Below are 26,414 nucleotides of genomic sequence, written 5' to 3' on the forward strand. Positions count from 1 at the left end.
CGGGCCATGAACTCACTTACCCGATTTGACCTTGGTCCAACTGCGGGTCATCAGGCGCTGCACCTTTGGCGGCAGTTCGGCGGAGATGTACAGATTATCCAGTACCGCCTGCGGGGGGTAAACGGACTCGTCGCTGCGCACTTCCTGGTCCATCAACTCCCCGGCCTTGAGGTTCGGATTGGCGTAGCCGACGTAATCGCTGACCTTGGCGATGGCGGCCGGATCGAGCAGATAGTTGATGAAGGCGTGGGCTTCCTTGACGTTCTTCGCGTCGGCCGGAATCGCCATCATGTCGAACCACAGATTGGCGCCTTCCTTGGGAATGGCGTAGCTGATCTCCACGCCCTTGCCGGCCTCGTCGGCGCGATCCGCCGCCTGCAGAATGTCGCCGGAGAAACCGACGGCCACGCAGATGTCGCCGTTGGCCAGGTCGCCGATGTACTTGGAGCTGTGGAAGTAGGTCACGTACTGGCGTACGGCCATCAGCTTCTCTTCCGCCACCTTGTAGTCATCGGCGTTGGTGCTGTTCGGGTCCTTGCCCAGGTACTTGAGCATGGCCGGAATCATCTCGTCGGCCGAGTCGAGGAAGGCCACGCCGCAGGCGCTGAGCTTCTTCATGCTCTCCGGCTCGAAGACGGCGGCCCAGGAGTCGATCGTGTCGACGCCGAGCACGGCCTTGATCTTCTCGGCGTTGTAGCCGATGCCGTTGGTGCCCCACAGGTAGGGGACCGCGTACTGGTTGCCAGGGTCGTTGGTTTCCAGTTGCTTGAGCAGAACCGGGTCGAGGTTCTGCCAGTTGGGCAGCAGGGAGCGGTCGAGTTTCTGGAACGCGCCGGCCTTGATCTGCTTGCCGAGGAAATGGTTGGACGGCACCACCAGGTCGTAGCCGGAACGGCCCGCCAGCAGTTTGCCTTCCAGAGTCTCGTTGGAGTCGAACACGTCGTAGACCGGCTTGATGCCGCTGGCCTTCTCGAAGTCCTCCAGCGTGGTCTCGCCGATGTAGTCGCTCCAGTTGTAGATGTGCACGGTGGGTGCAGCCTGTACGGCGCCCGCCACGCCCAGAGTCACCGCAACTGCGGTCAGGGTTTTGCGGAAGGAAATTCGCACACGTCAGTCCTCTTTTTTGTTGATCTAGCGAAGTGCCAACGCACTCCGGGGGTGGTGGAAATGCTGTGTTCTATCCCTGGCGCCCATGCCGATCGCCCAGCCGCCCTCGCACGGAGCTGTGTGGGGCTCGTGTGTAACGGTAGTCGTGGTGGGTCATGGGACCTCCTGGCGGTTGCTCCGGCGGGAGCACCCGCCGGAGGGTGTCTCGTGTGGCTTACTTGCCGGACTTGATGGTGGTCCAGCTGCGGTTCATGGTGCGCTGAACTTTCGCCGGCAGATCCGGGAAGGTGTAGATCTTGGCCATGGTCGCTTCGTTCGGGTAGATGCCCGGGTCGTTGCGGATCGCATCGTCAACCAGCGGGGTAGCCGCGGCGTTGCCGTTGGGGAACTGCACGAAGTTGGTGATCTCGGCCATGATTTCCGGCTTCAGCAGGAAGTTCAGGAAGGCATGGGCACCCTCCACGTTCTTCGCGTCGGCCGGTACGGCCAGCATGTCGAAGAAGCTGCCGGCACCTTCTTTCGGGATGCTGTACAGGATGTTCACGCCGTTCTTGGCTTCTTCGGCGCGGGACTTGGACTGGTACAGGTCGCCCGAGTAGCCGATGGCCACGCAGATGTTGCCGTTGGCCAGGTCGCCAATGTACTTCGAGCTGTGGAAGTACGAGGTGCTCTTGCGGATGGAGAGGAACAGTTCCTCGGCCTTCTTCAGCTCATCCGGCTTCTCGCTGGTGGGGCTGAAGCCCAGGTAGTTGAGGGCGGCTGGCAGGATCTCGGTCGGCGAGTCGAGGAAGGAAACGCCGCACTCCTTCAGCTTGGCGATGTTCTCCGGCTTGAACACCAGGTCCCAGGAGTCGACCGGAGCGTTGTCGCCCAGTACGGCCTTGACCTTGTCGACGTTGTAGCCGATGCCGATGGTGCCCCACATGTAGGGGAAGGAGTACTGGTTGCCCGGATCGCTCGGCTCCAGCGCCTTGAGCAGGGTGGTGTCGAGGTTCTTCCAGTTCGGCAGCTTGGACTTGTCCAGCTTCTGGAACACGCCGGCCTTGATCTGCTTGGCCAGGAAGGGGTTGGACGGTACGACGATGTCGTAACCGGAGCTGCCCGCGAGCAGTTTGGCTTCCAGGACTTCATTGCTATCGAAGACGTCGTAGACGACCTTGATGCCGGTTTCCTTGGTGAACTTCTCCAGGGTTTCCGGGGCGATGTAGTCGGACCAGTTGTAGACGTGCAGTACCTTGTCATCGGCCTGGGCCATGCCGGCCACGGCGCCTGCCAGGGTCATGGCAAGCAGAGTCTTGCCGAAGGTCTTGATCATGCGGGTTAGCTCCATTGTCGTTTGAAGTATCCGGGGCTGCGTCGCCTGAGCGACGCACCCTCCGGTGAGCCTGGCCAACGCACCCTGCAGTCTGGCAAGGTCTGGCCTGTCACTCAAGCCTTACGCCAGCACTGCCCGGGCCGTCAGATCCAGGCATTTGCGCGCCTTTTCGACCAGCTCGTCGATCTCGCTTTTGCTGATCACCAGCGGCGGCGCGATGATCATGGTGTCGCCCACGGCACGCATGATCAGTCCGTTCTCGAAGCAGTGGCCGCGACAGATCATGCCGACGCCCATTTCGCTCGGGAAACGCTCGCGGGTCTGCTTGTTCTTCGCCAGTTCGATGGCGCCGAGCATGCCCACACCGCGGACTTCGCCCACCAGCGGATGATCCGCCAGCTCACGCAAACGCTTTTGCAAATAAGGTGCCGTTTCGCTCTGCACCCGCTCGATAATTTTTTCTTCTTTCAAGATGCGCAGGTTGGCCAGGCCGACGGCGGCGGCCACTGGGTGACCGGAGTAGGTGAAGCCGTGGTTGAAGTCACCGGCGGTGTTGATCACCTGGTACACCTTGTCGCTGACGATCAGGCCACCCATCGGCACGTAGCCGCTGGTCATGCCCTTGGCGATGGTCATCAGGTCGGGCTTGTTGCCGTAGAACTCACTGGCGAACCACTCGCCGGTACGCCCGAAGCCGCAGATCACTTCGTCGGCGACAAACAGGATGTCGTACTTGGCGAGGATCTCGCGGATGCGCGGCCAGTAGCTGTCCGGCGGAATGATCACGCCACCCGCGCCCTGGATCGGCTCGGCGATGAAGGCCGCGACGTTGTCTTCGCCAACTTCGAGAATCTTCTTTTCCAGCTGGTCGGCGGCCCACACGCCGAACTCTTCCGGGCTCATGTCGCCACCCTCGCCGAACCAGTACGGCTGCGGGATGTGCACGATGCCGGGGATCGGCAGGTCGCCCTGCTCGTGCATGTACTTCATGCCGCCCAGGCTGGCGCCGGCCACGGTGGAGCCGTGATAACCGTTATGACGGCTGATGATCACCTTCTTGCTCGGCTGGCCCTTGCTCGCCCAGTAGTGGCGGACCATGCGCAGCATGGTGTCGTTGCCTTCCGAGCCAGAGCCGGTGAAGAACACATGGTTCATACCTTCCGGCGCAACGTCGGCGATGGCCTTGGCCAGTTCCAGGGCAGGCGGGTGGGCGGTCTGGAAGAAGGTGTTATAGAAAGGCAGCTCGCGCATCTGCGCGGCAGCAGCCTCGACCAGTTCTTCGCGGCCATAACCGACGGCAACGCACCAGAGGCCGGCCATGCCATCGAGAATCTTGTTGCCTTCGCTGTCCCAGAGGTACACGCCGTCGGCCTTAGTAATGATGCGCGGGCCCTTCTCGTGCAGCTGCTGGTAGTCGCTGAACGGCGCAAGATGGTGCTCACGGCTCATGGCCTGCCACTCGCGGGTTTTCGGGTTGTTCGCTTGGTTAGTCATTCTTCACCTCAGATTACGCATCCGGTCGGGGTGCCGGCTCATGCCCGGCACCCGCTCCCATCAGACGGAGAGCAGCAGGAACTCGCGCTCCCAGGAGCTGATCACCCGCTTAAAGTTTTCATGCTCGGCGCGCTTCACCGCGACATAGCCGCGGACGAACTTCTCGCCCAGGTACTTCTCGGCGACCTTGCAGGCCTCCATGCGCTCCAGCGCGCTTTCGATGGTCACCGGCAGACGCAGGTTGCGACGCTCATAGCCACGCCCCTTGACCGGCGCGCTGGGCTTGAGGCCCTCGACCATGCCGATGTAGCCGCACAGCAGCGAGGCAGCCAGCACCAAATAGGGGTTGGCGTCGGCACCGGCCAGGCGGTTTTCCACGCGGCGGTTCTGTGGACCGGCTTCCGGCACGCGCAAGCCCACGGTGCGGTTCTCCTCGCCCCATTCCACGTTCACCGGCGCCGAGGTATCGGGCAGGAAGCGGCGGAACGAGTTGACGTTCGGCGCGAACAGCGGCAACACCTCGGGGATGTACTTCTGCAGGCCGCCAATGTGATGGAGGAACAGCTCGCTCATGGTGCCGTCAGCGTTGGAGAACAGGTTTTTGCCGGTCTTGATGTCCACCACGCTCTGGTGGATGTGCATGGCGCTGCCCGGCTGGTCGGTGATCGGCTTGGCCATGAAGGTGGCCGCCACGTCATGCTTGAGCGCGGCCTCACGCATGGTGCGCTTGAACACGGTGATCTGGTCAGCCAGGTGCAGGGCATCGCCATGACGGAAGTTGATCTCCATCTGCGCCGGACCGTCTTCGTGAATCAGGGTATCGAGGTCCAGATCCTGCAGCTCGCACCAGTCGTAGACGTCTTCGAACAGCGGGTCGAACTCGTTCGCCGCGTCGATGGAGAACGACTGACGACCGACTTCCGGGCGACCGGAGCGGCCCATCGGCGCCTCCAGGGGGAAGTCCGGGTCGCTGTTGCGCTTGGTCAGATAGAACTCCATCTCCGGCGCGACGATCGGCTTCCAGCCCTTGTCCGCATAGAGTTTGAGGATGTTCTTGAGGATGTTGCGCGGGGACAGCTCGATCGGGTTGCCCTGCTTGTCGAAGGTGTCGTGGATCACCATCGCAGTGGGCTCGATGGCCCAGGGTACGAGGAACACGGCGTTCTCGTCCGGGCGGCAGAACATGTCGATGTCCGCCTCGTCGAGCAGCTCGTAATAGATGTCGTCCTCGACGTAGTCGCCGGTCACGGTCTGCAGCAGCACACTCTCGGGAAGGCGCATGCCCTTCTCGTCGAGGAACTTGTTGGTCGGCGAGATCTTGCCGCGCGCAATGCCGGTAAGATCGCTGATCAAGCATTCAACTTCGGTGATTTTGCGTTCTTTCAGCCAGCTGGTGAGCTGGTCTAACTTGGTACTCATAGAGACCTCAGGGTTGTAGAGCGGCTACTGCGGACCGGCTAAAGCCTAGCGAAACCTCCGAGTTTCACCGACCGGTTGCTCACCTACTCAGCGTTGTCCCGCCCTCTTCCTGCATGCCTCACCAAAGGCCTGGAAGATGGCGAGATAATTCGGGTTGGATCCTACCTGCCACTCCGGATGCCACTGCACCCCTAGAGCGAAGCTCGGCGCACCTTCGACGGAGAAAGCTTCGATCAACCCGTCAGGCGCCAGTGCTTCTACGCGAAGGCCCGGCGCCAGACGCTGAACGCCCTGGCCATGAATGGAATTGACTCTGATCTCGTCCGGCAAGCCGAGGCCGGCGAGCACCCCGCCCGTCTGCACACGCACGGTGTGACGGGGGGCATATTGCACTTCGACCGGCTCGTCAGCCGGTTCGCGGTGGTCCATCAGGCCGGCCACTTCCTGCACACGCTGGTGCAGACTGCCACCGAAGGCCACGTTCATTTCCTGGAAGCCGCGACAGATGCCCAGCACCGGAATCCCGGCCGCGATGGCCTTGCGGATCAGCGGCAGGGTGGTGGCGTCGCGGGAAGTATCGTGGTGCGTGCCGGGCGCGCTGGCCGGGCCACTATAATGATGGGGCTCGACATTGGACGGCGAGCCGGTGAACAGCAGACCATCGACGCTGGCCAGCAAGGTGTCCTGATCGATCAGATCGCCCAGCGCCGGAATCACCAGGGGCAGCCCTTCGGCTCCTACCGCCACCGCGCGAACGTATTTGTCGCCGACGATGTGATTGGAATGAAGGCCGACCTGCTTGGTGCAGGCGGTGACGCCGATGATCGGCAGGCGCAACATGGGACACCCGTTCTTATGCTGTTGTCAGGTGAGGCCGAGATTAGCCTTGTTCAATTTATTACACAATAGGGCTGTAAAAAATTGAACACGCCCCGCTGAGCACCGCTAGAGACGGGGCTATGGAGCCGGTCAAAGGGGCCTGAAATGCCCCAAAACTGGCCATCGAGCCCCGTTTCGGGGCAGAATGGGTCACTATTGACAGCCTTGGGTGATTGAGATTGACTCACAGCTGATCGAATGAATGATTGAAATTTTTAACAATAAAGGTGTTGCATCATGTCGGTACCCCCGCGTGCCGTTCAGCTCAACGAGGCGAACGCGTTCCTCAAGGAACATCCCGAGGTCCAGTTCGTTGACCTTCTGATCGCAGATATGAATGGGGTGGTGCGCGGCAAGCGCATCGAAAGAAACAGCCTGCACAAGGTGTACGAAAAGGGCATCAACCTGCCCGCTTCGCTGTTTGCCCTCGATATCAACGGCTCCACCGTCGAAAGCACCGGCCTCGGCCTGGACATCGGCGACGCCGACCGCATCTGCTTCCCCATCGCCAATACCCTGTGCAACGAACCCTGGCAGAAGCGCCCCACCGCGCAGCTGCTGATGACCATGCATGAGATGGACGGCAAGCCGTTCTTCGCCGACCCGCGCGAAGTGCTGCGCCAGGTCGTGGCCAAGTTCGACGAGATGAACCTGCGCATCTGCGCGGCCTTCGAACTGGAGTTCTACCTGATCGACCAGGAGAACGTGAACGGCCGTCCGCAGCCGCCGCGCTCGCCGATGTCGGGCAAGCGTCCGATCTCCACCCAGGTGTACCTGATCGACGACCTCGACGAGTACGTCGACTGTCTGCAGGACATGCTAGAAGCCGCCAAGGAACAGGGCATCCCGGCCGATGCCATCGTCAAGGAAAGCGCCCCGGCGCAGTTCGAGGTGAACCTGCACCACGTGGAAGACGCCATCAAGGCCTGCGACCACGCACTGCTGCTCAAGCGCTTGATCAAGAACATCGCCTATGACCATGAGATGGACACCACCTTTATGGCCAAGCCCTACCCGGGCCAGGCGGGCAACGGCCTGCACGTGCACATCTCGCTGCTCGACAAGACCACCGGCAAGAACATCTTCACCAGCGATGATCCCCAGGAGAACGCCGCACTGCGCCATGCGATCGGCGGTGTCCTGGAGACCATGCCGGCGTCCATGGCCTTCCTCTGCCCCAACGTCAACTCGTACCGCCGCTTCGGCGCGCAGTTCTATGTGCCCAACGCGCCGAGCTGGGGCCTGGACAACCGCACCGTAGCCGTTCGCGTGCCGACCGGCAGCGCCGATGCCGTGCGCATCGAGCACCGCGTGGCCGGCGCCGATGCCAACCCGTACCTGATGATGTCGGCGATCCTCGCCGGCATTCATCATGGCCTGACCAACCAGGTCGAGCCGGGTGAGCCGATCGAGGGCAACTCGTACGAGCAGCTGGAACAAAGCCTGCCGAACAACCTGCGCGATGCCCTGCGCGAGCTGGACGACAGCGAAGTACTGAACAAGTACATCAGCCCGGACTACATCGACATCTTCGTCGCCTGCAAGGAAGCCGAGCTGCAAGAGTTCGAGACCACCATCTCCGACCTCGAATACAACTGGTACCTGCATACCGTTTGATGCAACACCCGACGCCGGCCTCAGTGCCGGCGTTGTTTTTTCTACTGCCCGGGTTCCGCCATCCGCCAGCTCCATTGGCTGGAATGGCGAAGCCTTGCCCATTCACTGCCAAGGAGGTCGTCATGTTTCGCATTCTTGCTCCGCTGCTGCTGACTCTGGCTCCCGGTCTGGCCTTCGCGGCCGATAGCATCCGGGTCTACAACTGGAACGACTACATCGCCCCACAGGTGCTGGAGGACTTCACCAAGGTCACCGGCATCACCGTTGAGTACCACACCTATGCCTCGGCCGAGGAGCTAAACAAGATCCTCGCCAGCGGTGAGAGCATCGACATCGCCGTGCCCTCGCAGAACGACTTGCCGCCGCTGATCAAGGGCAATCTGATCCAGCCGCTCGATCCGAAGCTGCTGCCGAACCGCAAGCACCTGGACAAGCAGCTGTTGAGCAAGCTGGCCGCCGTGGATCCGCAGAACCGCTACGCAGTGCCTTATCTCTGGGGCGCCGTCGGCCTGGCAATCAACACGCCGCAAGCGGAGGCCGCCTACGGGGGCCCGCTGCCACATAGCTGGAGCCTGCTGTTCGATCCGCAGGAAAGCGCCAAGCTGGCCGGCTGCGGTATCAGCGTGCTGGATGCCCCGGACGAGTTGCTCTACAACCTGCTCAGCTATCAGGGCCGCAGCTTCGGCAACAGCTCTCCGGGTCGCATCCGCAAGGCCAGCGAGCCGCTGCAGAACCTGCGTCCGAACCTGCGCTACGTGGACAGCGAGCGTTATATCGAGGACCTCAATCAGGGCAAGCTGTGCATGGCCGTTGCCTGGGTCGGCGATGCGCTGAGCGCCAGCGATGCCGGCCAGCCGGTGCAGTTCGTGGTGCCGGAAGAGGGCTCCACGCTGTTCATCGACAATCTGGTGATCCCGACAAGCGCTCGCCGCGCCGACCTGGCGCACAAGCTCATCGACTACCTGATGCAGCCGCAGGTAGCCGCAAAGATCAGCGCCGATACGCTCTACCCCAGCGCCAACACCGGCGCCGAGCAGTACCTCGAACCCAAGCTGCGAGAACAGCTGGGGCGCGATCTGAACGATGCCAAGAGCCGCCTGTTTGCCCTGATGCCGCTATCGGACAAGCTCAAGGCCGCGCGCGACGAGGTCTGGAGCCGCTTCCGCGACGGCAGCTGAGCCGCGGCTTGCCTCCCCTGCCCCGCCTGGCGTCCAATAGCGCCTCTTCAGGACAGGATTCCGGCATGCCCCGCACCGTCATCGCCCGCAAGCCCCGCGCCAGCAGCCAGGCACGCATCGAGCTGATCCTCCAGGCGGCCCGCGAACTGCTCGGCAGCGAGGGCTTCACGGGGCTGACCATCTATGCGGTGGCCGAGCGTGCAGGCATTCCTCCGTCTTCCGTGTACCACTTCTTCGCCAGCGTACCGGCGCTGCTCGAAGCCCTCACCGCCGATATCCATGCCGCCTTCCGCGACTGCCTGCTGCAACCGGTCGAGCATGCTGCGCTGCGTGACTGGCGCGACCTGTCCCGAGTGATCGAGGAGCGCATGTTGGCGATCTATGCCCGCGACAGCGCCGCTCGCCAACTGATCCTGGCCCAGCACGGTCTGTCCGAGGTGACTCAGGCCGATCGCCAGCACGACCTCGAGCTGGGCCGGCGCATGCAGAGCCTGTTCGATCGCCACTTTCCGCTGCCGCAGCTGCCCGAGGACGTCGACGTGTTCACCCTGGCCATGGAGCTGGGTGACCGCGTCTACGCACGTTCGGTACAACTGCACGGCGAGATCACCCCGCGCATGGCAGAGGAAGGCATGCGCGTGTTCAACGCCTACCTGGCCCTGTACCTGCCTCCCGCCCTGCCCAAGCGCGACCACCCCCTGCCCTAAAGCCGATATCTATCGGCAAGCCCCCTAAATCCCCCACCTACTCTTCCCAGGCCGGCGGCCGCCCTGGCTTCCAAGCCTCCTCTGCCACCCTTTCAATCCGATACTTATCTGCCCTTGAGCGAAAAACCTCAACAATCTCTATTTAATTTTCTTTAAAAGTCGATTTTTATCGGATATAAATCGAACATCAACTTGCCCCGGCTGATGCAGCAACGGGGCGCAGCCATGGGTCTCTGCTAGTGTCAGACGACCTCCTTTACGTGCTCCTGTGAGGTGTTCCATGTCGCGTATCGTTACCGTCGCCGCCACCCAGATGGCCTGTTCCTGGGATAGCGCAGCCAATATCGCCACGGCCGAGAAGCTGGTGCGCGAGGCCGCCGGCAAGGGCGCGCAGATCATCCTGATCCAGGAGCTGTTCGAGACGCCCTACTTCTGCCAGAAGCCCAACGCCGAGTACCTGCAGCTGGCCACTCCGACCGAGGAAAATTCGGCCATCCTGCATTTCCAGAAGGTCGCCCGCGAGCTGCAGGTGGTGTTGCCGATCAGCTATTTCGAACGCGCCGGCCGCGCACGCTTCAACAGCATCGCCATCATCGACGCCGACGGCAGCAACCTTGGCGTGTACCGCAAGAGCCATATCCCGGACGGCCCCGGCTACCACGAGAAGTACTACTTCAACCCCGGCGACAGCGGCTTCAAGGTATGGGATACCCGCTACGCGAAGATCGGCGTGGGCATCTGCTGGGACCAGTGGTTCCCCGAGGCCGCGCGCAGCATGGCGCTGCTCGGCGCCGAGCTGCTGTTCTACCCAACCGCCATCGGCAGCGAGCCGCATGACCCGAGCATCACCTCGCGCGAACACTGGCAGCGCGTGCAGCAGGGCCACGCCGGCGCCAACCTGATGCCGCTGATCGCCGCCAACCGCATCGGCCGCGAGGAACAGGACGGCTACGACATCACCTTCTACGGCTCCTCGTTCATCGCCGACCCGTTCGGCAAGAAGGTCGAGGAACTGGGCGAAACCGAGGAAGGCGTGCTGGTGCACAGCTTCGACCTCGACCAGCTCGAACACGTACGCAGCGCCTGGGGCGTATTCCGCGATCGCCGCCCGAACCTATACTGGCCGCTCTCGACCCTCGACGGCGAAAGCCTGTCCGAGTAACCGCACACCACGGGGTAGGGTGCGCCGCGCGCACCTCGCCACCCAGATACCTTCGCCGGTGCCCATGGCGCACCCTACGGAGCCAAGCAATGCCCACTTTGACCAACACCCCACGCGCCGACGGCTTCCGCATGCCTGCCGAGTGGGAACCCCACAGCCAGACCTGGATGGCCTGGCCTGAGCGCCCGGACAACTGGCGCCTCGGCGGCAAGCCGGCACAGGCCGCCTTCACCACCGTGGCGAAGGCCATCGCCCAGTTTGAACCGGTGACCGTGTGCGTCTCGGCCGGCCAGTACGAGAACGCCCGCGCGCGTCTCGACGACAGCAACATCCGCCTGGTGGAAATCACCACCGACGACGCCTGGGTGCGCGACACCGGCCCGACCTTCGTCACCAACGCCAGCGGCGAAGTCCGTGGCGTGGACTGGACCTTCAACGCCTGGGGTGGTTTCGACGGCGGCCTGTACTGGCCGTGGCAGCGCGACGACCAGGTGGCCAGCAAGATTCTCGAGATCGAGCGCCGTGACCGTTACCGCACCGAAGGGTTCGTGCTGGAGGGCGGCTCCATTCACGTCGACGGCGAAGGCACCCTGATCACCACCGAAGAGTGCCTGCTCAACCGCAACCGCAACCCCCATCTGTCCCGCGAGCAGATCGAGGCGGTGCTGCACGATCACCTGGCCATCGACACGGTGATCTGGCTGCCCGACGGCCTGTTCAACGATGAGACCGACGGCCACGTCGACAACTTCTGCTGCTACGTGCGCCCAGGTGAGGTTCTGCTGGCCTGGACCGACGATCCGCAAAACCCGAACTACCCTCGCTGCCAGGCGGCGATGCAGGTGCTGGAGTCGGCTCGCGATGCCAAGGGCCGCCAACTGGTCGTGCACAAGATGCCGATCCCCGGCCCGCTGCATGCCACCGAGGAAGAATGCGCCGGTGTCGACGCCGCCGAAGGCAGCCAGGAACGCAGCCCCGAAGTGCGCCTGGCCGGCTCCTACGTCAACTTCCTGATCGTCAACGGCGGCATCGTCGCGCCGAGCTTCGACGACCCGAAGGACGAGGAAGCCCGTGCCATCCTCCAGCAGGTGTTCCCCGAGCACCGCGTGGTGATGGTGCCCGGCCGCGAGATCCTGCTTGGCGGTGGCAACATCCACTGCATCACCCAGCAGCAGCCGGCCCCGCAAGGCCGCTGAACAGGCCGAAAGAAAACGCCCGGCTCATGCCGGGCGTTTTCGTTGAGCTCAACGGAAGGGTTGCGGGGGCGGCGTAGCGCCAGTGGAAGGCGGCAGGATCGGCATGGCAAAGCTCGGCTGCTCGCCGGTCAGGGTCTTGAGGAAGGCAGTGATCTTGCCCACCTCGTCAGTGTTGAGCTGGCGGCCCAGCTGCAGCCGCGCCATCACGTCCACCGCCTCTTCCAGCTTCCAGTAGGCACCGTCATGGAAGTAGGGGTAGGTCAGCTCCACGTTGCGCAGGGTCGGCACCTTGAACTTGAAGCGGTCGGCGTCCTTGCCGGTCAGGCCGGCCACACCCTCGGCGGGGTTCTTGGTCTGGTAGGGCTCGACCAGGCCCATCTTCTGGAACGAGTTGCCACCCAGCGCCGGGCCGTTGTGGCAGGCCACGCAGCCGATCGACTTGAACAGCTCATAGCCCTCCAGCTCGGCTGCGCTGATGGCCTGGGCATCGCCCTTGAGCCATTTGTCGAAGCGCGAGCCGGGGGTGACCAAGGTCTTCTCGAACTCGGCAATGGCGTCGGTCACTTCATCCAGAGTGATGTCGTCGGTCTTGTACACCGCCTTGAACGACTCACGGTACTGCGGGATGGAACGCAGCACGTCGAGCGCCAGGATGTGGGTGAAGGCCATCTCCTTAGGGTTGGCGATGGGACCGGCGGCCTGCTCCTTGAGGTCTGCAGCGCGGCCATCCCAGAACTGGGCGAGATTGAGGCTGGAGTTGAGTACGGTGGGCGAGTTGATCGGCCCCTCCTGCCAGTTGTGACCGATGGAGGTGGGCAGGTTATCGCTACCGCCCATGGACAGGTTGTGGCAGGAGTTGCAGGAAATGAAACCGGAACGCGACAGACGCGGATCGAAGAACAGCTGCTTGCCCAGCTCGACCTTGGCGGCATCGGTAACTTCGGCGGGGGCAATGGGCTCCACCGGCTCCTTGTTGGCCTGGGCCATGGTGGAGCCGAGACAAAGCCCGGCGAACATCAGGGTAGCGACGCGCATGATGGATCTCCTCATTATGGTGTTGGCACGGTCTGCCTCGACCATGCGCGCGCCACCCCGGCGAAGCGCTGACCCAGGTCAACGCCTGCCGCCTCGCTTACATCCGGACACAAAAAACCCCACCAACGGTGGGGTTTTTATCAAGAAAACCGCGAATCAGGCAGCGGTCGGGCGTAGCGAGTATGTCTTCAGCTGTTCGGCGAATTCACGCAGCGACTGGATACCGCTGGCCTCGGCCTCGTGTACCCACTGCTTGATCGCCTCGAGCATGTCGTGACCGTTGCTGCTGGTCTTGACCCAGATCTGCTGCAGGGCGATGCGCTTCTCGTAGATCACCTTGAGCGCCTGGCTCTGCGCCAGCAGCTCGCTGATACGCGCATGGTGCTGCTCGTCGAGCAGGCTGGTCTCGCGCGACAGCAGGCGCTTGGCGCGACGGAACAGGTGGCGCACCGACTCGTCTGCCTTGGCCAGTTCCTGCTGCACCAGCGGCTTGATCACCAGCTTGCGGTACTGGGCCATGATCTGGAAACGGTTGTTGAGGATGGCCATGGCGGTGTCCATGTCCAGGTTGTGCTTGCCCTCGACGCGGTGGGCGATGGGCGCCACGCGCTGCACCTTGGCCATACCCAGCCAGCTGAACAGCTTGATCCAGGCCCAGCCCATGTCGAACTCCCACTTCTTCACCGACAGCTTGGCGCTGTTCGGGTAGGTGTGGTGATTGTTGTGCAGCTCCTCGCCGCCGATCAGGATGCCCCAGGGCACCAGGTTGGTGGCGGCGTCGCGGCACTCGAAGTTGCGGTAGCCGACGGCATGGCCCAGGCCGTTGATCACGCCTGCGGCCCACACCGGAATCCACATCATCTGGATCGCCCATACGGTCATGCCGAGCACACCGAACAGGGCCAGGTCGATGATCGCCATCAGAATGATGCCGCCCATCGGGAAGCGTGAGTAGACGTTACGCTCGATCCAGTCTTCCGGGCAGTTCTTGCCGTAGATGCGCAGGGTCTCTTCGTTCTTCGCCTCTTCCTGATACAACTCGGCACCCTTGCGCAGCACAGTGCCCAGGCCCTTGATCACCGGGCTGTGCGGGTCATCGGCGGTTTCGCACTTGGCATGGTGCTTGCGGTGGATGGCAGTCCACTCGCGGGTGTTCTGGCCAGTGGTCATCCACAGCCAGAAACGGAAGAAGTGCTTGAGCGCCGGGTGCAGCTCCAACGCGCGGTGCGCCGAGTAGCGGTGCAGGTAGACGGTGACGCTGACGATGGTGATGTGGGTCAGCACGAGGGTGACCGCCACCAGTTGCCACGGCGACAGATCGAGAAAACCGTTGTACCACATGAAGGGTGTTGCCTCGCGGGGAGAGATAGCGGCCGGGGCCCTGGCCTTGCGGGCATTATCACCAAGACGTCGGAGAAAGCCAGCCCACCCTTAGACGAGAATGCACTCGATGGCGAGTTCTCTATAATGTGCGGCCGTGCACAATTTCCAAGCCAAGCCGCCCATGAAACTCCAGCGTTCCCCGTTACAGCTGACGCTGTTCTATCTCCTCTTCGCCGCGCTGTGGATTCTCCTGAGCGACAGCCTGCTGATATGGCTCGGGCTGGACGGCCCGCTGCAGGTTGCCCTGGAGATACTGAAGGGGCTGGTATTCGTGACGATCACCGCTGCGCTGCTGTACTTCTCGCTGAACCAGTACCAGCACGAGCAGCGACGGGTACAGCTGCACCTGCAACGCAATGAGGAACGCCTGGCCCAAGCCATGGATGCGGCGCAGGAGGGCATGTGGGACTGGGACCTGAAGAGCGCCCGGGTGTTCTTCTCGCACCGCTACTGCGACATGCTTGGTTACACACCCGAGGAGTTCGGCGACAGTCAGCAGGTCTGGCGCGACCACCTGCATCCGGATGACCGCGACCTGGCCATCCAGCGCCTGGAAGCCCTGCTCGGCGAGCGCCAGCCCTATTACGAGAACATCTTCCGTCTGCGCCACCGCGACGGCAGCTACCGCTGGCTACATTCACGCGGTCAGCTGTTGCTCGACGAAGAGGGGCGGCCGAGCCGCTTCATCGGCACCTCCAGCGATATCACCCAGCGCCGCGCCGACGAGGATAGCCTGCGCCAGGCGGCCGCCGTGTTCGACAGCACCCAGGAGGGCGTGCTGGTCACCGACAACACACGCAGGATCGTCCACGTCAATCCGGCCTTCTCGCGCATCACCGGCTTCAGTGCTGAGGAAGTACTGGGCAAGGAGCCCAACCTGTTCAAGTCCGGACGCCATGACACGGCCTTCTACCAGACCCTCTGGCATGCGCTGGATCAGCGCGGTTCCTGGAGCGGCGAGATATGGAACCGGCGCAAGAGCGGCGAAGTGTTCCCCATGTGGCAGTGCATCCGCAGCATCCACGATGAACGAGGCAAACTCAGCCACTATGTGGCGGTGTTCTCCGACATCAGCGCGCTGAAGCGCTCGCAACGTGAACTTGACTTCCTCGCTCACCACGACCCGCTGACCACCCTGCCCAACCGCCTGCTGTTCAGCGAGCGTATCGAACAGGCACTGCAGAGAGCCGGGCGCGACAAACTCCGCGGCGCGCTGCTGCTGTTCGATCTGGACCACTTCAAGATCGTCAACGAGAGCCTCGGCCACAACATCGGCGACCAGTTGCTCAAGATGATCGGCGAGCGCCTGGCCCAATGCCTGGCTCCACAGCTGACCCTGGCCCGCCTCGGGGGCGACGAGTTCGGCCTGCTCAGCGACGATTGCGCCAGTGCCGAACAAGCATCGCTGCTGGCCCAGCTTCTGCTGGATGAGCTGGCCCTGCCGTTCATGATCGATGGTCAGCCACTGTTCATCAGCGCCAGCATCGGTATCAGCCTGTTCCCCGAGGACGGCGACAGCGTCGAGCAACTGATGCGCAATGCCGACTCGGCGCTGTTCCGGGCCAAGAGCAGCGGCCGCCAGACCTTTGCCTTCTATAGCCAGGACATGACCGCCATCGCCCAGCAGCGCGTGCGCCTCGAATCCGAGCTACGCCAGGCGCTGGAAATGGATCAGCTACGTGTGCACTACCAGCCGATCCACAGGCTGGACGACCGCCGCATGATCGGCGTAGAGGCGCTGATACGCTGGCAGCACCCGCAGAGGGGGCTGGTGGCACCCGGCGAGTTCATCCCGATTGCCGAGGACAGTGGCCTGATCGGTGCGATCGATGCCTGGATTCTGGAACACGCCTGTTCGCAGATGCAGGCATGGCGAGCGGAAGGAAGTGACCTGGAGTTTATCGCGGTGAATGTCTCCAGCCGCCTGTTCGGCCGGGGAGATCTGGGCCTGAGGGTCGAGCAGGTCCTACGTGAAACCGGGCTGGACCCTGCCTGCCTGGAGCTGGAAGTGACCGAGAGCGCCGTGATGGATGACCCTGAACATGCTCAGGTGATACTCACTCAGCTGCGTGAGCTGGGCGTGCGACTGGCCATCGACGACTTCGGTACTGGGTATTCATCGCTCGCGCGACTCAAGCGACTGCCGGTACACAAGCTGAAGCTCGATCAGAGCTTCGTGCAGGGCTTGCCAGACGATCACGAGGATGCGGCCATCGCGCGCGCGGTGATCACCCTGGGGCAGAGCCTGGGGCTGCGTGTGTTGGCGGAGGGAATCGAGGAGGAATCCCAGGCGATTTTCCTACGTGGCCTGGGCTGCAATCTGGGGCAAGGTTACTGGTTCGGTCGACCGCAACCGGCCGAGCAACTGATGAGCTCCCGCAGCACCGTCTGAACACTCGCATCGGCGGCGCGGAGTGCGGCCGGCCGCCCAGCGAGCGATCATCCTTACAGCTTGGCGATCGAGACTTCAGTGGATTTGACGAAGGCGATCACTTCGCTGCCGACCTGCAGGTCCAGCTCGCGCACGGAGCGGGTGGTGATCACCGAGGTGACGATACCGGCAGCGGTCTGCACGTCGATTTCCGACAGCACGTCGCCGATGACGATTTCCTTGATGTTGCCTTTGAACTGGTTGCGGACGTTGATGGCTTTGATGGTCATGGTCTAGCTCCTTTACGGTTTGGGTAGCCCGGAACGGTCCGGGCCTGAGGGCCTGCTTAGAGCGCCCAGCGCAGTTGCGTGGGCAATGGGGAAACGGGTTCGGGTTGTGGCGGCGTGGCCGGCAGCGCCAGCACGCGGTCGAGCACTTCGGCCTCCAGCGCGGCCAGGCGCGCCGAGCCACGATGACGCGGACGCTGCAGGTCGACAGCCAGGTCGAGGCCGATCTCGCCGTCCTCGATCAGGATCACCCGGTCGGCGATGGCCACGGCCTCGCTGACGTCGTGGGTCACCAGCAGCACGGTGAAGCCGTGTTGCTGCCACAGGCCTTCGATCAGCTGCTGCATCTCGATGCGGGTCAGCGCATCCAGCGCGCCCAGCGGCTCGTCGAGCAGCAGCAGGCGCGGCTGGTGGATCAGGGCACGGGCCAAGGCCACGCGCTGCTTCTGCCCGCCGGACAGGGCGGCCGGCCACTCATTGGCCCGGTCGGCCAGGCCGACGGCGGCCAGCGCCTCGCGGGCCCGCGGTTTCCAGTCACCGGACAGGCCCAGGCCGACGTTGTCGATCACCCGCTTCCATGGCAGCAGGCGCGAATCCTGGAACATCAGCCGGGTGTCTTCGCGGGCTGCGGCCAGCGGGCCGTTGCCGGCCAGCAGCTGGCCGCCGGTGGGCGCATCGAGCCCGGCCAGCAGACGCAGCAGGGTGCTCTTGCCGCAGCCACTGCGACCGACCACGGCGACGAACTGCCCGGCCGGGATGTGCAGGTCGATGCCCTTGAGCACCTCGCGCTCACCGAAGGCCTTGCGGATGCCTTCGATGGCCAGCGGGATGCCCTGGCGAATACTGTGCAGAGCAGTCATTGCGCACCTGCCTTGGTCTGATAGGCCGGATGCCAGCGCAGCCAGGTGCGCTCGAGCAGGCGGGCGGCAACGTCGGCCAGCTTGCCGAGTACCGCATAGAGCAGGATGGCCAGCACCACCACGTCGGTCTGTAGGAACTCGCGGGCGTTCATCGCTAGATAACCGATGCCGCTGCTGGCGGAGATGGTCTCCGCGACGATCAAGGTCAGCCACATGAAGCCGAGGGCGAAGCGCACGCCGACCAGGATCGACGGCAGCGCGCCGGGCAGGATCACCTGCCAGAACAGGGCGAAGCCCTTCAGGCCGTAGCTGCGCGCCATTTCCACCAGCGCCGGGTCGACGTTGCGGATGCCGTGGTAGGTGTTCAGATAGATGGGGAATAGGGTGCCGAGGGCGACCAGGAAAATCTTCGCCGCCTCGTCGATGCCGAACCACAGGATCACCAGCGGGATCAGCGCCAGGTGCGGCACGTTACGAATCATCTGCACCGAGCTGTCGAGGAAGCGTTCGCCCCAGTTGGACAGGCCGGTGATGAAGCCGAGCAGCAGGCCGATGCCGCCGCCGATGGCGAAACCGATGGCCGCACGCTGGCCGCTGATGGCCAGGTGAGTCCAGATCTCGCCGCTGGAAAGCAGCGCCCAACCGGCCTCGATCACCGCGCTGGGCGCCGGCAGGATGCGCGTGGACAGCAGGCCGAAGACCACTGCGCCCTGCCACAGGGCCAGCAGTGCGACCGGCAGCGCCCAGGGCGCCAGACGGTGGCCAATGTTGTGTAGCTTGTGCGTCGACATGGCAACGCTCCTTCTCTGGTAGTGCGGGAACCGGGGCGGTGGGCCGCCCCGTTGTCGTTTCAGCTCGCCGAGGCGGCCTTGGGCAGAATGTCGCTGGAGATCATCTCGCCGAACGGGCTGACGTAGCCGCGGCTGGCCGGGCGCTCAGGCTGGGCGACGTCGAGGTGCGGGAACAGCAGCTCGGCGACTCGGTACGACTCTTCCAGGTGCGGGTAGCCGGAGAAGATGAAGGTGTCGATGCCGAGGTCGGCATACTCCTGCACCCGCGCGGCCACGGTCGGGCCATCGCCGACCAGTGCGGTGCCCGCACCGCCGCGCACCAGGCCGACGCCGGCCCAGAGGTTCGGCGACACTTCCAGCTTGTCCTTCTTGCCACCGTGCAGGGCGGCCATGCGCTGCTGGCCGACCGAGTCGAAGCGCGCCAGGGAGGCCTGGGCACGGTCGATGGTGTCCTGGTCCAGGTGGCTGATCAGGCGATCGGCGGCGGCCCAGGCTTCCTCGTTGGTCTCCCGCACGATCACGTGCAGGCGGATGCCGAAGCGCACTTCGCGGCCCTGGGCAGCGGCTTTCTCGCGCACGGCGGCGATTTTCTCGGCCACCGCGGCTGGTGGCTCGCCCCAGGTCAGGTACAGCTCGACCTGCTCGGCGGCCAGGTCCTGGGCGGCTTCGGAGGAACCACCGAAGTATAGCGGCGGACGCGGTTGCTGGATCGGCGGGTAGAGCAGCTTGGCGCCCTTCACCTGCAGGTGCTTGCCGTCGTAGTCGACAGTCTCGCCCTCCAGTACGCGGCGCCAGATGCGGGTGAATTCGACGGAGGCCTCGTAACGCTCCTCGTGCGACAGGTGCAGGCCGTCACCGGCCAGCTCGTCCGGATCACCACCGGTGACCAGGTTGAACAGTGCGCGGCCGTTGGACAGGCGGTCCAGGGTCGCCGCCTGGCGCGCGGCCACGGTGGGCGAGATGATCCCCGGGCGCAGCGCGACCAGGAACTTCAGGTTCTGTGTCGCCGGAATCAGCGAGGCGGCCACCAGCCAGGAGTCCTCGCAGGAACGCCCGGTGGGGATCAGCACGCCGCCGAAGCCGAGGCGGTCGGCGGCCTGGGCCACCTGGGTCAGGTAGCCGTGGTCGACGGCGCGCGCGCCTTCGCTGGTGCCGAGGTACTTGCCGTCGCCGTGGGTGGGCAGGAACCAGAAGATGTTGAGGCTCATGGAGTGGTCTCCTTAGATGAAATCGGTGTCGCCGCGGCCGTCTGGCCGCGGCGTAGGGCTTACTGCTGCGCGACCTTGGCCGGCGGAGTCCAGATCACGTCCTTGATGCTGAGCTTCTTGGGGATCAGCTTGAGGTCGGTGAAGGTGTCGGCGATCTTCTGCTGCGCGGTGATCACCTCCGGGGTGATGAACTGCGCGCCGTAGCCCTGGCGCTCGACGGCCTGACGGGTGATTTCCGGCGACAGGCCGATCAGCGGGGCGACCTGGCTGGTGGCCTCATCAAGGTTGCCCTTGACCCACTCGCCGACGCCGCGGATTTCCTCGACCAGCACGCCGATCACCTGCGGGTTCTTCTCGGCGTAGGGGCGGGTGGCCAGGTAGAACTGGTGGTTGTCGACCAGGCCACTGCCATCACGCAGGCTGCGTGCCTGCAGCTGGTGCTCGGCGGCGGACTGGAAGGGGTCCCAGATCACCCAGGCGTCGACGCTGCCACGCTCGAAAGCGGCGCGGGCATCGGCCGGCGGCAGGTACACGGGCTGGATGTCGCTGTATTTCAGGCCGGCATCTTCCAGGGCGCGCACCAGCAGGTAGTGCACGTTGGAACCCTTGTTCAGGGCGACCTTCTTGCCCTTGAGTTCGCTCACCGACTTGATCGCGGAATCCTTCGGTACCAGGATCGCCTCGCCGGTCGGTGCTGGCGGCTCGTGAGCCACGTAGAGCAGGTCGGCACCGGCAGCCTGGGCGAACACCGGCGGGGTCTCGCCGGTCACGCCGAAGTCCACCGAGCCGACGTTGAGCCCTTCGAGCAGCTGCGGGCCGCCCGGGAACTCGGTCCATTTCACCTCGACGCCCTGCTCGGCCAGCCGCTTCTCCAGCGTGCCCTTGGCCTTGAGCAGCACCAGGGTGCCGTATTTCTGATAGCCGATACGCAGTGTCTCAGCCTGAGCTTGGGTGATGGCGCCAAAGCTGATGGCCGCTGCAAGCAGGGCGACCAGGCTCCGACGCAAAGTGATGGTGCGCATGGCGCTCTCCTTTGCAGTGGGTGTCTTGGTTGGCTACCTGCTTGCCCGTTGGCGGGCGAGTAAGGTGGGGTATTACGGGACTTACAGGCGGGCAAAGCCCGGATCAGATACTCCAGCGGGCGTTTACCAGCCGGTCGTTCAACAGGTTCGGGTCGATCGGCTTCGGCCGGCGCGCCAGGGCGGCAACCAGCTGTTCCACCGACTCGTCGAGACGCTCGCGCAATTCATCGTCGATGCGGGCGGGATGGTCCCCTTCCGGATAGGCGATCTGCTTGTCCACGGCGAACACGCCGGGGAGCATCTCCTGGGCTTTCAGCGCCGCCAGTACCGGCTTCAGCGCATAGTCCACGGCCAGCAAATGGGCGGGGCTGCCGCCACTGGCGATGGGCAGTACCGCCTTGTGCGCCAGGGCGCGCTCCGGCAGCAGGTCGAGCAATACTTTCAGCGCGCCGGTGAAGGACGCCTTGTACACCGGAGTGGCGACCACCAGGCCATCGGCACTGGCCACCGCCGCCTGTAGCTGCTGCACGGCAGGGCTGGCGAAGTCGGCATGCAGCAGGGCCTCGGCCGGGAAGTCACGGACCCGTAGCAGGCTGACCTCCAGACCATGGGCCTGCAGGCGCTGGCTGACGTATTCCAGCAGCAGTTCGGTGCGTGAGCGCGCCGATGGGCTGCCGGACAACAGAACAACGTGCATGGGCGCCCCTTAGCGGTTCGGCTGCGGCGTCAGACGCAGGTACGGCTTGACCGCGCGATAGCCTTTCGGGAAGCGGCGGGCGATTTCTTCCTCATCCTTCAGCGACGGCACGATCACCACCTCGTCGCCGTCCTGCCAGTTGGCCGGGGTAGCGACTTTGTGATTGTCGGTGAGCTGCAGCGAGTCGATGACGCGCAGGATCTCGTGGAAGTTGCGCCCGGTGCTGGCCGGGTAGGTGATGATCAGGCGCACCTTCTTGTTCGGGTCGATGATGAACAGCGAACGCACGGTCAAGGTGTCGTTGGCGTTCGGGTGGATCAGGTCGTACAGGCCGGAAACCTTGCGGTCGGCGTCAGCCAGGATCGGGAAGTTGACCCGGGTGTTCTGGGTCTCGTTGATGTCGTCGATCCACTTGATGTGCGAGTCCACCGGGTCCACCGAGAGGGCAATGGCCTTCACCCCGCGTTGGGCAAATTCATCCTTCAGCTTGGCGGTGAAGCCCAGCTCGGTGGTGCACACCGGGGTAAAGTCGGCGGGGTGGGAAAACAGCACGCCCCAGCTGTCGCCCAGCCAGTCGTGGAAACGGATGCGACCCTCGCTGGAGTCCTGCTCGAAGTCGGGGGCGATGTCGCCCAGGCGAATGCTCATGGTGCTCTCCTTCAGGTTCGTTGCGTGGGGCCTACTATGCTCAGGAACTTAAAGGATGAAAAAGAATAAATAATGATTTATTTATTCCTTTTTAAGATATAAAAATCCACAACAAATGCATAAGCATCTAATCAATTATTCTTTCAATGAATAAGCAACAACTCATATAGTCTGCACCGCTCTCCCATTCCAAGGACGCCAGATGAAACGCCTACTACCCTTCTCCCTGCTCGCCGCCAGCTTCGTCTTCGCCACTTCCGCCCAGGCCGCGAGCCTGCTCAACGTCTCCTATGACGTGATGCGCGACTTCTACAAGGGCTACAACACCGCCTTCCAGAAGCACTGGCAGGCCGAAGGCAACAAGCCGGTGACCATCCAGATGTCCCACGGCGGCTCCAGCAAGCAGGCCCGCGCCGTGATCGACGGCCTGCCGGCTGACGTCATCACCATGAACATGGCCACTGACATCAACGCCCTCGCCGAGCACGGCAAACTGATCCCCGAAGACTGGGCCACGCGCCTGCCGAACCACAGCGCCCCCTTCACCTCCGCCACCGTGTTCATCGTGCGCAAGGGCAACCCCAAGGCCTTGAAGGACTGGCCAGACCTGCTCAAGGATGGCGTACAGGTCGTGGTGCCAAACCCGAAGACCTCGGGCAACGGCCGCTACACCTACCTCTCCGCCTGGGGCTACGTGCTGCAGAACGGCGGCGACGAGACCAAGGCCAAGGACTTCGTCGGCAAGCTGTTCAAGCAGGCACCGGTGCTGGACACCGGTGGCCGCGCCGCCACCACCACTTTCATCCAGAACCAGATCGGCGATGTGCTGGTGACCTTCGAGAACGAGGCTGAGATGATCGCCCGCGAGTTCGGTCGCGGCGGTTTCGAAGTGGTCTACCCGAGCGTGTCCGCCGAGGCCGAGCCGCCGGTGGCGGTGGTCGACAAAGTGGTCGACAAGAAAGGCACCCGCGCCGAGGCCGAGGCCTACCTGAAGTACCTGTGGTCCGAGGAAGGCCAGCGCATCGCCGCCAACAACTACCTGCGCCCACGTGACGAGAAGATCCTTGCCGAATTCTCCGACCGCTTCCCCAAGGTCACCTTCCTCAACGTGAACAAGACCTTCGGCGACTGGCCGAGCATCCAGAAGACCCACTTCAATGACGGTGGCGTGTTCGACCAGATCTATGGCGCCCAGTAAGCACCGCGTGAAACAAGCCCGGCCTGATGCCGGGCTTTTTCATGAGCGTTCTTTATTGATTCAAGCCAACACCGGCTCCGAGCGTTTCATGCCGAGCAGCTCCAGCTCCAGGAACAGCAGCACCAGCGCTGCCTGTGTAACGACGAACACCTGGCCGAGCAGGTTGGGCGAGATCCAGCCGGAGAACAGCAGTACCAGGCTGTCGATCGCCCACATGGCGTTGATCGCGATGACTACCCACACGAGTCGGCGACTGATCGTCTCCTGGCTGCCCATCCACACAAGGAACAGGCCGAGTGGCAGCAGGATCAACCCCGCAGCCAGCAACAGATCGCCGGGCAGGGCCAGCAGGTTGGCATACCAGCTGTTGAGCAGGATAAGCAGCGAACCGCAAGCGAGCCCCATCAGGCCATCGGCAAGCAGGGCACGGCGCAACAGCGGAGAAGCGTTCAGGGTAGTCATGGCGAAACCTCCAGAGAGCGGCGCCGGATTGGCGCCTGGCCATAGCGTTCTCCCAATGCGCGATGCCAGTCGATTACGCGCCAGGTAATGGCCGCGATAACGCCCCTGGTCTATCGTCCGCAACCATGAACACAGCCAATCATCCCGTCGGCGCCCTGTTGCGCCAGTGGCGCCAGCGCCGCCGCCTGAGCCAACTCGACCTCGCCTGCGAGGCGGACATCTCCACCCGCCACCTGAGCTTCGTCGAGACGGGCCGCGCCCTGCCCAGCCGCGAAATGCTGCTGCACCTGGCCGAGCAGCTGGAGATTCCGCTGCGCGAACGCAACCGACTGCTTACCGCGGCTGGTTATGCGCCGCTGTACAGCCAGCATGGCCTGGACGACCCCGCGCTGGCCGCCGCCCGTGCCGCCATCGACCAGTTGCTCAAGGCCCACGAGCCCTATCCGGCACTGACCATCGATCGCCAGTGGAACCTGCTGGCGGCCAACCGCTCGGTGGCCCCCTTCCTCGCCGGCCTGCCGGCTGAACTGCTCGGCCCGCCTCTCAATGTGCTGCGCATCTCGCTGCACCCGGAAGGGCTGGCACCGCGCATCGTCAACCTGGCGCAATGGCGCGCCTACCTGCTGATGCGCTTGCAGCACGACATCGACATCAGCGGCGATCCGCAATTGATGGCCCTTCAGCAGGAACTGCTGAGCTACCCCGCGCCCCTGGAGCCAGCCGAGGCGCTGCCGGAGAGCGTGCTGATGCCGCTGCAGTTCCAGACCGACCAGGGCGTGCTGAGCATGATCAGTACCACCACGGTATTCGGTACACCCAACGACGTGACCCTGGCCGAGCTGGCACTGGAAACCTTCTTCCCGGCCGACGAGGCAAGCGCGGCGTACCTGCGGCAACTGACTCAGAGCTAGTCCGCGCTTGCAGGTCGGCACGCTTGCCCCCATCTTGAACACCCCATCAGGAAAGCGGACAGCGCCATGCTCGAACTCGTCTCGGTCGTCACCATCACCCTGCTCGCCGTGATCAGCCCCGGTGCCGACTTCGCCATGGTCAGCCGCAACAGCATGTTCCTCTCGCGCCGCGCCGGCCTGCTCACGGCGCTGGGTATCAGCCTCGGCGTACTGGTCCACGTGACCTATTCGATGCTCGGCATCGGCCTGCTGATTTCCCAGTCGATTGTGCTGTTCAACCTGGTCAAATTCGCCGGCGCCGCCTACCTGATCTGGCTCGGTATCGGCATGCTGCGCAGCCGCAAGGTCGACCCGCAGCAGGTGGTCACCGCGTCGCAGCTGAGCGACTGGCAGGCGCTGCGCATAGGCTTCCTGACCAACGCGCTGAACCCCAAAACCACGCTGTTCGTGGTCGCCCTGTTCACCCAGGTGATCAGCCCGGACACGGCCACCCTGACCCAGCTCGGCTACGGCCTGTTCATGGCTGCCGCCCACCTGTTCTGGTTTGCCCTCGTGGCTTATGGATTATCGTCGGAGGCTGCACGCGGCTTCGTCGCCCGCAGCCGACACCTGATCGAGCGCGCCATCGGCGGTGTGCTGGTCGCACTGGGTCTTGGCCTGGCCGCTTCTTCGCTGCAGCGCAGCTGATAAAAAAACCGGGCCATAAGGCCCGGAAACAGCTTCCACCTTGAGGTTCGTTTACAGCGTCAGCTCGGTCAGCTCGGTCAGCGCCTCGCCACGCAGGTAGGCCAGCTCGGCCGAGCGACGATCGCGCGGATGCGGCAGCGGCACGGCCAGCTCGCGCTGGATACGACTAGGGCTGCCGCCGAGGATCAACACCCGGTCGCTGAGGTAGAACGCCTCGTCCAGGTCGTGGGTGACCAGCAGCAGGGCGATGCCATAGGCGTCAGCCAGATGTACCACCAGGTCCTGCAGTTTCATCCGGGTAAAGGCATCCACCGCGCTGAACGGCTCGTCCAACAGCAACACCTGCGGACGCTGGTACAGTCCACGGGCGATCGCCACGCGCTGCGCCATACCGCCGGAGAGTTGCTTGGGCAGCTTGTCGCCCTGGCCGCCCAGGCCTACGTCTGCCAGCAGCTGTTCGATCCAGGCGCCGTCGGCCGCGCGACCCTCAGCGAAACCGATGTTCTGCGCCACGTTCAGCCAGGGCAGCAGACGCGGCTCCTGGAACACCACGCCGATGCCGCTGCCACCACCGAAATCCAGCAGCGGGTTATGCGCCAACCCGCCGGTGAAATCCTGATCGAGACCGGCGGCAATGCGCAGCAGGGTGCTCTTGCCGCAGCCACTGGGACCGAGCAGGCTGATGATCTCGCCGGGCGCCAGGGCCAGGCTGACGTCATCGAGCACCCGCACGCCGGCGTAAGACTTGCGGATGTCTCGCAGCTCCAGCAATGCGCTCAT

The 26,414-nt window shown here is 63.8% G+C and carries 25 protein-coding genes; 9 read left to right on the plus strand and 16 right to left on the minus strand.

From position 1 onward, the window contains the following. Positions 1–12 precede the first annotated feature (12 nt). The 5 genes from IB234_RS01575 to IB234_RS01595 all read right to left on the minus strand — a co-directional run bounded on the left by IB234_RS01575 (position 13) and on the right by IB234_RS01595 (position 6,175). Entirely contained in the window at positions 13–1,107 is a 1,095-nt protein-coding gene (locus IB234_RS01575; RefSeq protein WP_192312811.1) for a polyamine ABC transporter substrate-binding protein, read from the minus strand. A 214-nt stretch (positions 1,108–1,321) separates the two neighbouring features. Further along, a complete protein-coding gene (locus tag IB234_RS01580) occupies positions 1,322–2,422 on the minus strand; it encodes a polyamine ABC transporter substrate-binding protein (protein ID WP_192312814.1) in 1,101 nt (366 codons plus the stop codon). Between the two features lie 120 nt (positions 2,423–2,542). Continuing rightward, positions 2,543–3,916: an aspartate aminotransferase family protein gene (locus IB234_RS01585; RefSeq protein ID WP_192312819.1), complete on the minus strand. Its 1,374-nt coding sequence runs from the start codon at positions 3,914–3,916 to the stop codon at positions 2,543–2,545. A gap of 60 nt (positions 3,917–3,976) precedes the next feature. After that, the gene (locus tag IB234_RS01590) at positions 3,977–5,335 is read right to left on the minus strand and encodes a glutamine synthetase family protein (RefSeq protein ID WP_192312822.1); all 1,359 of its coding nucleotides are present in this window, start codon (positions 5,333–5,335) and stop codon (positions 3,977–3,979) included. 87 nt (positions 5,336–5,422) lie between these two features. Next, on the minus strand, positions 5,423–6,175 hold the full coding sequence (locus tag IB234_RS01595; protein ID WP_192312826.1) for a gamma-glutamyl-gamma-aminobutyrate hydrolase family protein: 753 nt from the start codon (positions 6,173–6,175) through the stop codon (positions 5,423–5,425). Between the two features lie 276 nt (positions 6,176–6,451). Here IB234_RS01595 and IB234_RS01600 point away from each other — a divergent pair, with 276 nt between their 5' ends. The 5 genes from IB234_RS01600 to aguA all read left to right on the plus strand — a co-directional run bounded on the left by IB234_RS01600 (position 6,452) and on the right by aguA (position 12,074). Next, positions 6,452–7,831, plus strand: a complete 1,380-nt coding sequence (locus IB234_RS01600; protein WP_137973747.1) for a glutamine synthetase family protein — start codon at positions 6,452–6,454, stop codon at positions 7,829–7,831. 122 nt (positions 7,832–7,953) lie between these two features. Beyond that, complete coding sequence (locus IB234_RS01605) at positions 7,954–9,009, plus strand: extracellular solute-binding protein (RefSeq protein ID WP_192312829.1); 1,056 nt, start codon at positions 7,954–7,956, stop codon at positions 9,007–9,009. Between the two features lie 65 nt (positions 9,010–9,074). Further along, positions 9,075–9,716 carry a TetR/AcrR family transcriptional regulator gene (locus IB234_RS01610; protein ID WP_192312832.1) on the plus strand — a complete coding sequence of 214 codons (642 nt, stop codon included), beginning with the start codon at positions 9,075–9,077 and terminating at the stop codon, positions 9,714–9,716. A 280-nt stretch (positions 9,717–9,996) separates the two neighbouring features. Continuing rightward, positions 9,997–10,878 (plus strand): N-carbamoylputrescine amidase, encoded by an 882-nt coding sequence (gene aguB / locus IB234_RS01615; RefSeq protein ID WP_192312835.1) that lies wholly within the window; start codon positions 9,997–9,999, stop codon positions 10,876–10,878. Between the two features lie 89 nt (positions 10,879–10,967). Beyond that, positions 10,968–12,074 carry an agmatine deiminase gene (gene aguA / locus IB234_RS01620; protein WP_192312838.1) on the plus strand — a complete coding sequence of 369 codons (1,107 nt, stop codon included), beginning with the start codon at positions 10,968–10,970 and terminating at the stop codon, positions 12,072–12,074. Between the two features lie 48 nt (positions 12,075–12,122). On the opposite strand, the gene IB234_RS01625 is transcribed toward aguA, so the two are convergent. Next, entirely contained in the window at positions 12,123–13,109 is a 987-nt protein-coding gene (locus IB234_RS01625) for a cytochrome-c peroxidase (RefSeq protein WP_192312841.1), read from the minus strand. A gap of 156 nt (positions 13,110–13,265) precedes the next feature. After that, on the minus strand, positions 13,266–14,450 hold the full coding sequence (desA, locus tag IB234_RS01630; RefSeq protein WP_192312843.1) for a delta-9 fatty acid desaturase DesA: 1,185 nt from the start codon (positions 14,448–14,450) through the stop codon (positions 13,266–13,268). 163 nt (positions 14,451–14,613) lie between these two features. Between desA and dibA the strand changes: the two genes are divergently transcribed. Next, positions 14,614–16,884: a phosphodiesterase DibA gene (gene dibA, locus IB234_RS01635; RefSeq protein ID WP_192312845.1), complete on the plus strand. Its 2,271-nt coding sequence runs from the start codon at positions 14,614–14,616 to the stop codon at positions 16,882–16,884. Between the two features lie 53 nt (positions 16,885–16,937). On the opposite strand, the gene IB234_RS01640 is transcribed toward dibA, so the two are convergent. The 7 genes from IB234_RS01640 to IB234_RS01670 form a co-directional block, all read right to left on the minus strand. Further along, positions 16,938–17,153 carry a TOBE domain-containing protein gene (locus IB234_RS01640; RefSeq protein WP_043312198.1) on the minus strand — a complete coding sequence of 72 codons (216 nt, stop codon included), beginning with the start codon at positions 17,151–17,153 and terminating at the stop codon, positions 16,938–16,940. Positions 17,154–17,209: 56 nt separating this feature from the next. Then, positions 17,210–18,010 (minus strand): aliphatic sulfonates ABC transporter ATP-binding protein, encoded by an 801-nt coding sequence (ssuB, locus tag IB234_RS01645; RefSeq protein WP_043312199.1) that lies wholly within the window; start codon positions 18,008–18,010, stop codon positions 17,210–17,212. Further along, complete coding sequence (gene ssuC, locus IB234_RS01650; RefSeq protein WP_192312847.1) at positions 18,007–18,801, minus strand: aliphatic sulfonate ABC transporter permease SsuC; 795 nt, start codon at positions 18,799–18,801, stop codon at positions 18,007–18,009. Before ssuC ends, ssuB begins: the two co-directional genes overlap by 4 nt. 59 nt (positions 18,802–18,860) lie before the next feature. Then, a complete protein-coding gene (gene ssuD, locus IB234_RS01655; protein WP_192312849.1) occupies positions 18,861–20,009 on the minus strand; it encodes an FMNH2-dependent alkanesulfonate monooxygenase in 1,149 nt (382 codons plus the stop codon). Between the two features lie 59 nt (positions 20,010–20,068). Next, positions 20,069–21,031 (minus strand): sulfonate ABC transporter substrate-binding protein, encoded by a 963-nt coding sequence (locus tag IB234_RS01660; RefSeq protein ID WP_192312851.1) that lies wholly within the window; start codon positions 21,029–21,031, stop codon positions 20,069–20,071. Between the two features lie 103 nt (positions 21,032–21,134). After that, positions 21,135–21,728, minus strand: coding sequence for an NADPH-dependent FMN reductase (gene ssuE / locus IB234_RS01665; RefSeq protein ID WP_192312853.1), 594 nt, complete (start codon positions 21,726–21,728; stop codon positions 21,135–21,137). Positions 21,729–21,737: 9 nt separating this feature from the next. Beyond that, a complete protein-coding gene (locus tag IB234_RS01670) occupies positions 21,738–22,376 on the minus strand; it encodes a peroxiredoxin (protein ID WP_192312855.1) in 639 nt (212 codons plus the stop codon). Positions 22,377–22,578: 202 nt separating this feature from the next. Between IB234_RS01670 and IB234_RS01675 the strand changes: the two genes are divergently transcribed. Further along, on the plus strand, positions 22,579–23,574 hold the full coding sequence (locus tag IB234_RS01675) for a sulfate ABC transporter substrate-binding protein (RefSeq protein WP_192312857.1): 996 nt from the start codon (positions 22,579–22,581) through the stop codon (positions 23,572–23,574). Positions 23,575–23,634: 60 nt separating this feature from the next. Here the strand turns inward: IB234_RS01675 and IB234_RS01680 are convergent, their stop codons facing one another. Further along, complete coding sequence (locus tag IB234_RS01680; RefSeq protein ID WP_192312860.1) at positions 23,635–24,036, minus strand: hypothetical protein; 402 nt, start codon at positions 24,034–24,036, stop codon at positions 23,635–23,637. Between the two features lie 125 nt (positions 24,037–24,161). On the opposite strand from IB234_RS01680, the gene IB234_RS01685 reads away from it, so the two are divergent. Together IB234_RS01685 and IB234_RS01690 are read left to right on the plus strand one after the other, a co-directional pair. Next, entirely contained in the window at positions 24,162–24,947 is a 786-nt protein-coding gene (locus tag IB234_RS01685) for a helix-turn-helix domain-containing protein (protein ID WP_192312864.1), read from the plus strand. Positions 24,948–25,013: 66 nt separating this feature from the next. Continuing rightward, on the plus strand, positions 25,014–25,634 hold the full coding sequence (locus IB234_RS01690; protein ID WP_192312867.1) for a LysE family transporter: 621 nt from the start codon (positions 25,014–25,016) through the stop codon (positions 25,632–25,634). A gap of 51 nt (positions 25,635–25,685) precedes the next feature. Here the strand turns inward: IB234_RS01690 and IB234_RS01695 are convergent, their stop codons facing one another. After that, positions 25,686–26,414, minus strand: coding sequence for an ABC transporter ATP-binding protein (locus IB234_RS01695; RefSeq protein ID WP_192312870.1), 729 nt, complete (start codon positions 26,412–26,414; stop codon positions 25,686–25,688).

This window comes from Pseudomonas sp. PDM16 (assembly GCF_014851865.1).
GTDB lineage: Bacteria > Pseudomonadota > Gammaproteobacteria > Pseudomonadales > Pseudomonadaceae > Aquipseudomonas.

What these genes read in the sequence shown, in the direction of transcription:
- IB234_RS01580 (WP_192312814.1), bottom strand. Translation starts at nt 2,422, where the DNA reads ATGATCAAGACCTTCGGCAAGACTCTGCTTGCCATGACCCTGGCAGGC.
- IB234_RS01585 (WP_192312819.1), bottom strand. Translation starts at nt 3,916, where the DNA reads ATGACTAACCAAGCGAACAACCCGAAAACCCGCGAGTGGCAGGCCATG.
- IB234_RS01590 (WP_192312822.1), bottom strand. Translation starts at nt 5,335, where the DNA reads ATGAGTACCAAGTTAGACCAGCTCACCAGCTGGCTGAAAGAACGCAAA.
- IB234_RS01595 (WP_192312826.1), bottom strand. Translation starts at nt 6,175, where the DNA reads ATGTTGCGCCTGCCGATCATCGGCGTCACCGCCTGCACCAAGCAGGTC.
- IB234_RS01600 (WP_137973747.1), top strand. Translation starts at nt 6,452, where the DNA reads ATGTCGGTACCCCCGCGTGCCGTTCAGCTCAACGAGGCGAACGCGTTC.
- IB234_RS01605 (WP_192312829.1), top strand. Translation starts at nt 7,954, where the DNA reads ATGTTTCGCATTCTTGCTCCGCTGCTGCTGACTCTGGCTCCCGGTCTG.
- IB234_RS01610 (WP_192312832.1), top strand. Translation starts at nt 9,075, where the DNA reads ATGCCCCGCACCGTCATCGCCCGCAAGCCCCGCGCCAGCAGCCAGGCA.
- aguB (WP_192312835.1), top strand. Translation starts at nt 9,997, where the DNA reads ATGTCGCGTATCGTTACCGTCGCCGCCACCCAGATGGCCTGTTCCTGG.
- aguA (WP_192312838.1), top strand. Translation starts at nt 10,968, where the DNA reads ATGCCCACTTTGACCAACACCCCACGCGCCGACGGCTTCCGCATGCCT.
- IB234_RS01625 (WP_192312841.1), bottom strand. Translation starts at nt 13,109, where the DNA reads ATGCGCGTCGCTACCCTGATGTTCGCCGGGCTTTGTCTCGGCTCCACC.
- desA (WP_192312843.1), bottom strand. Translation starts at nt 14,450, where the DNA reads ATGTGGTACAACGGTTTTCTCGATCTGTCGCCGTGGCAACTGGTGGCG.
- dibA (WP_192312845.1), top strand. Translation starts at nt 14,614, where the DNA reads ATGAAACTCCAGCGTTCCCCGTTACAGCTGACGCTGTTCTATCTCCTC.
- IB234_RS01640 (WP_043312198.1), bottom strand. Translation starts at nt 17,153, where the DNA reads ATGACCATCAAAGCCATCAACGTCCGCAACCAGTTCAAAGGCAACATC.
- ssuB (WP_043312199.1), bottom strand. Translation starts at nt 18,010, where the DNA reads ATGACTGCTCTGCACAGTATTCGCCAGGGCATCCCGCTGGCCATCGAA.
- ssuC (WP_192312847.1), bottom strand. Translation starts at nt 18,801, where the DNA reads ATGTCGACGCACAAGCTACACAACATTGGCCACCGTCTGGCGCCCTGG.
- ssuD (WP_192312849.1), bottom strand. Translation starts at nt 20,009, where the DNA reads ATGAGCCTCAACATCTTCTGGTTCCTGCCCACCCACGGCGACGGCAAG.
- IB234_RS01660 (WP_192312851.1), bottom strand. Translation starts at nt 21,031, where the DNA reads ATGCGCACCATCACTTTGCGTCGGAGCCTGGTCGCCCTGCTTGCAGCG.
- ssuE (WP_192312853.1), bottom strand. Translation starts at nt 21,728, where the DNA reads ATGCACGTTGTTCTGTTGTCCGGCAGCCCATCGGCGCGCTCACGCACC.
- IB234_RS01670 (WP_192312855.1), bottom strand. Translation starts at nt 22,376, where the DNA reads ATGAGCATTCGCCTGGGCGACATCGCCCCCGACTTCGAGCAGGACTCC.
- IB234_RS01675 (WP_192312857.1), top strand. Translation starts at nt 22,579, where the DNA reads ATGAAACGCCTACTACCCTTCTCCCTGCTCGCCGCCAGCTTCGTCTTC.
- IB234_RS01680 (WP_192312860.1), bottom strand. Translation starts at nt 24,036, where the DNA reads ATGACTACCCTGAACGCTTCTCCGCTGTTGCGCCGTGCCCTGCTTGCC.
- IB234_RS01685 (WP_192312864.1), top strand. Translation starts at nt 24,162, where the DNA reads ATGAACACAGCCAATCATCCCGTCGGCGCCCTGTTGCGCCAGTGGCGC.
- IB234_RS01690 (WP_192312867.1), top strand. Translation starts at nt 25,014, where the DNA reads ATGCTCGAACTCGTCTCGGTCGTCACCATCACCCTGCTCGCCGTGATC.
- IB234_RS01695 (WP_192312870.1), bottom strand. Translation starts at nt 26,414, where the DNA reads ATGAGCGCATTGCTGGAGCTGCGAGACATCCGCAAGTCTTACGCCGGC.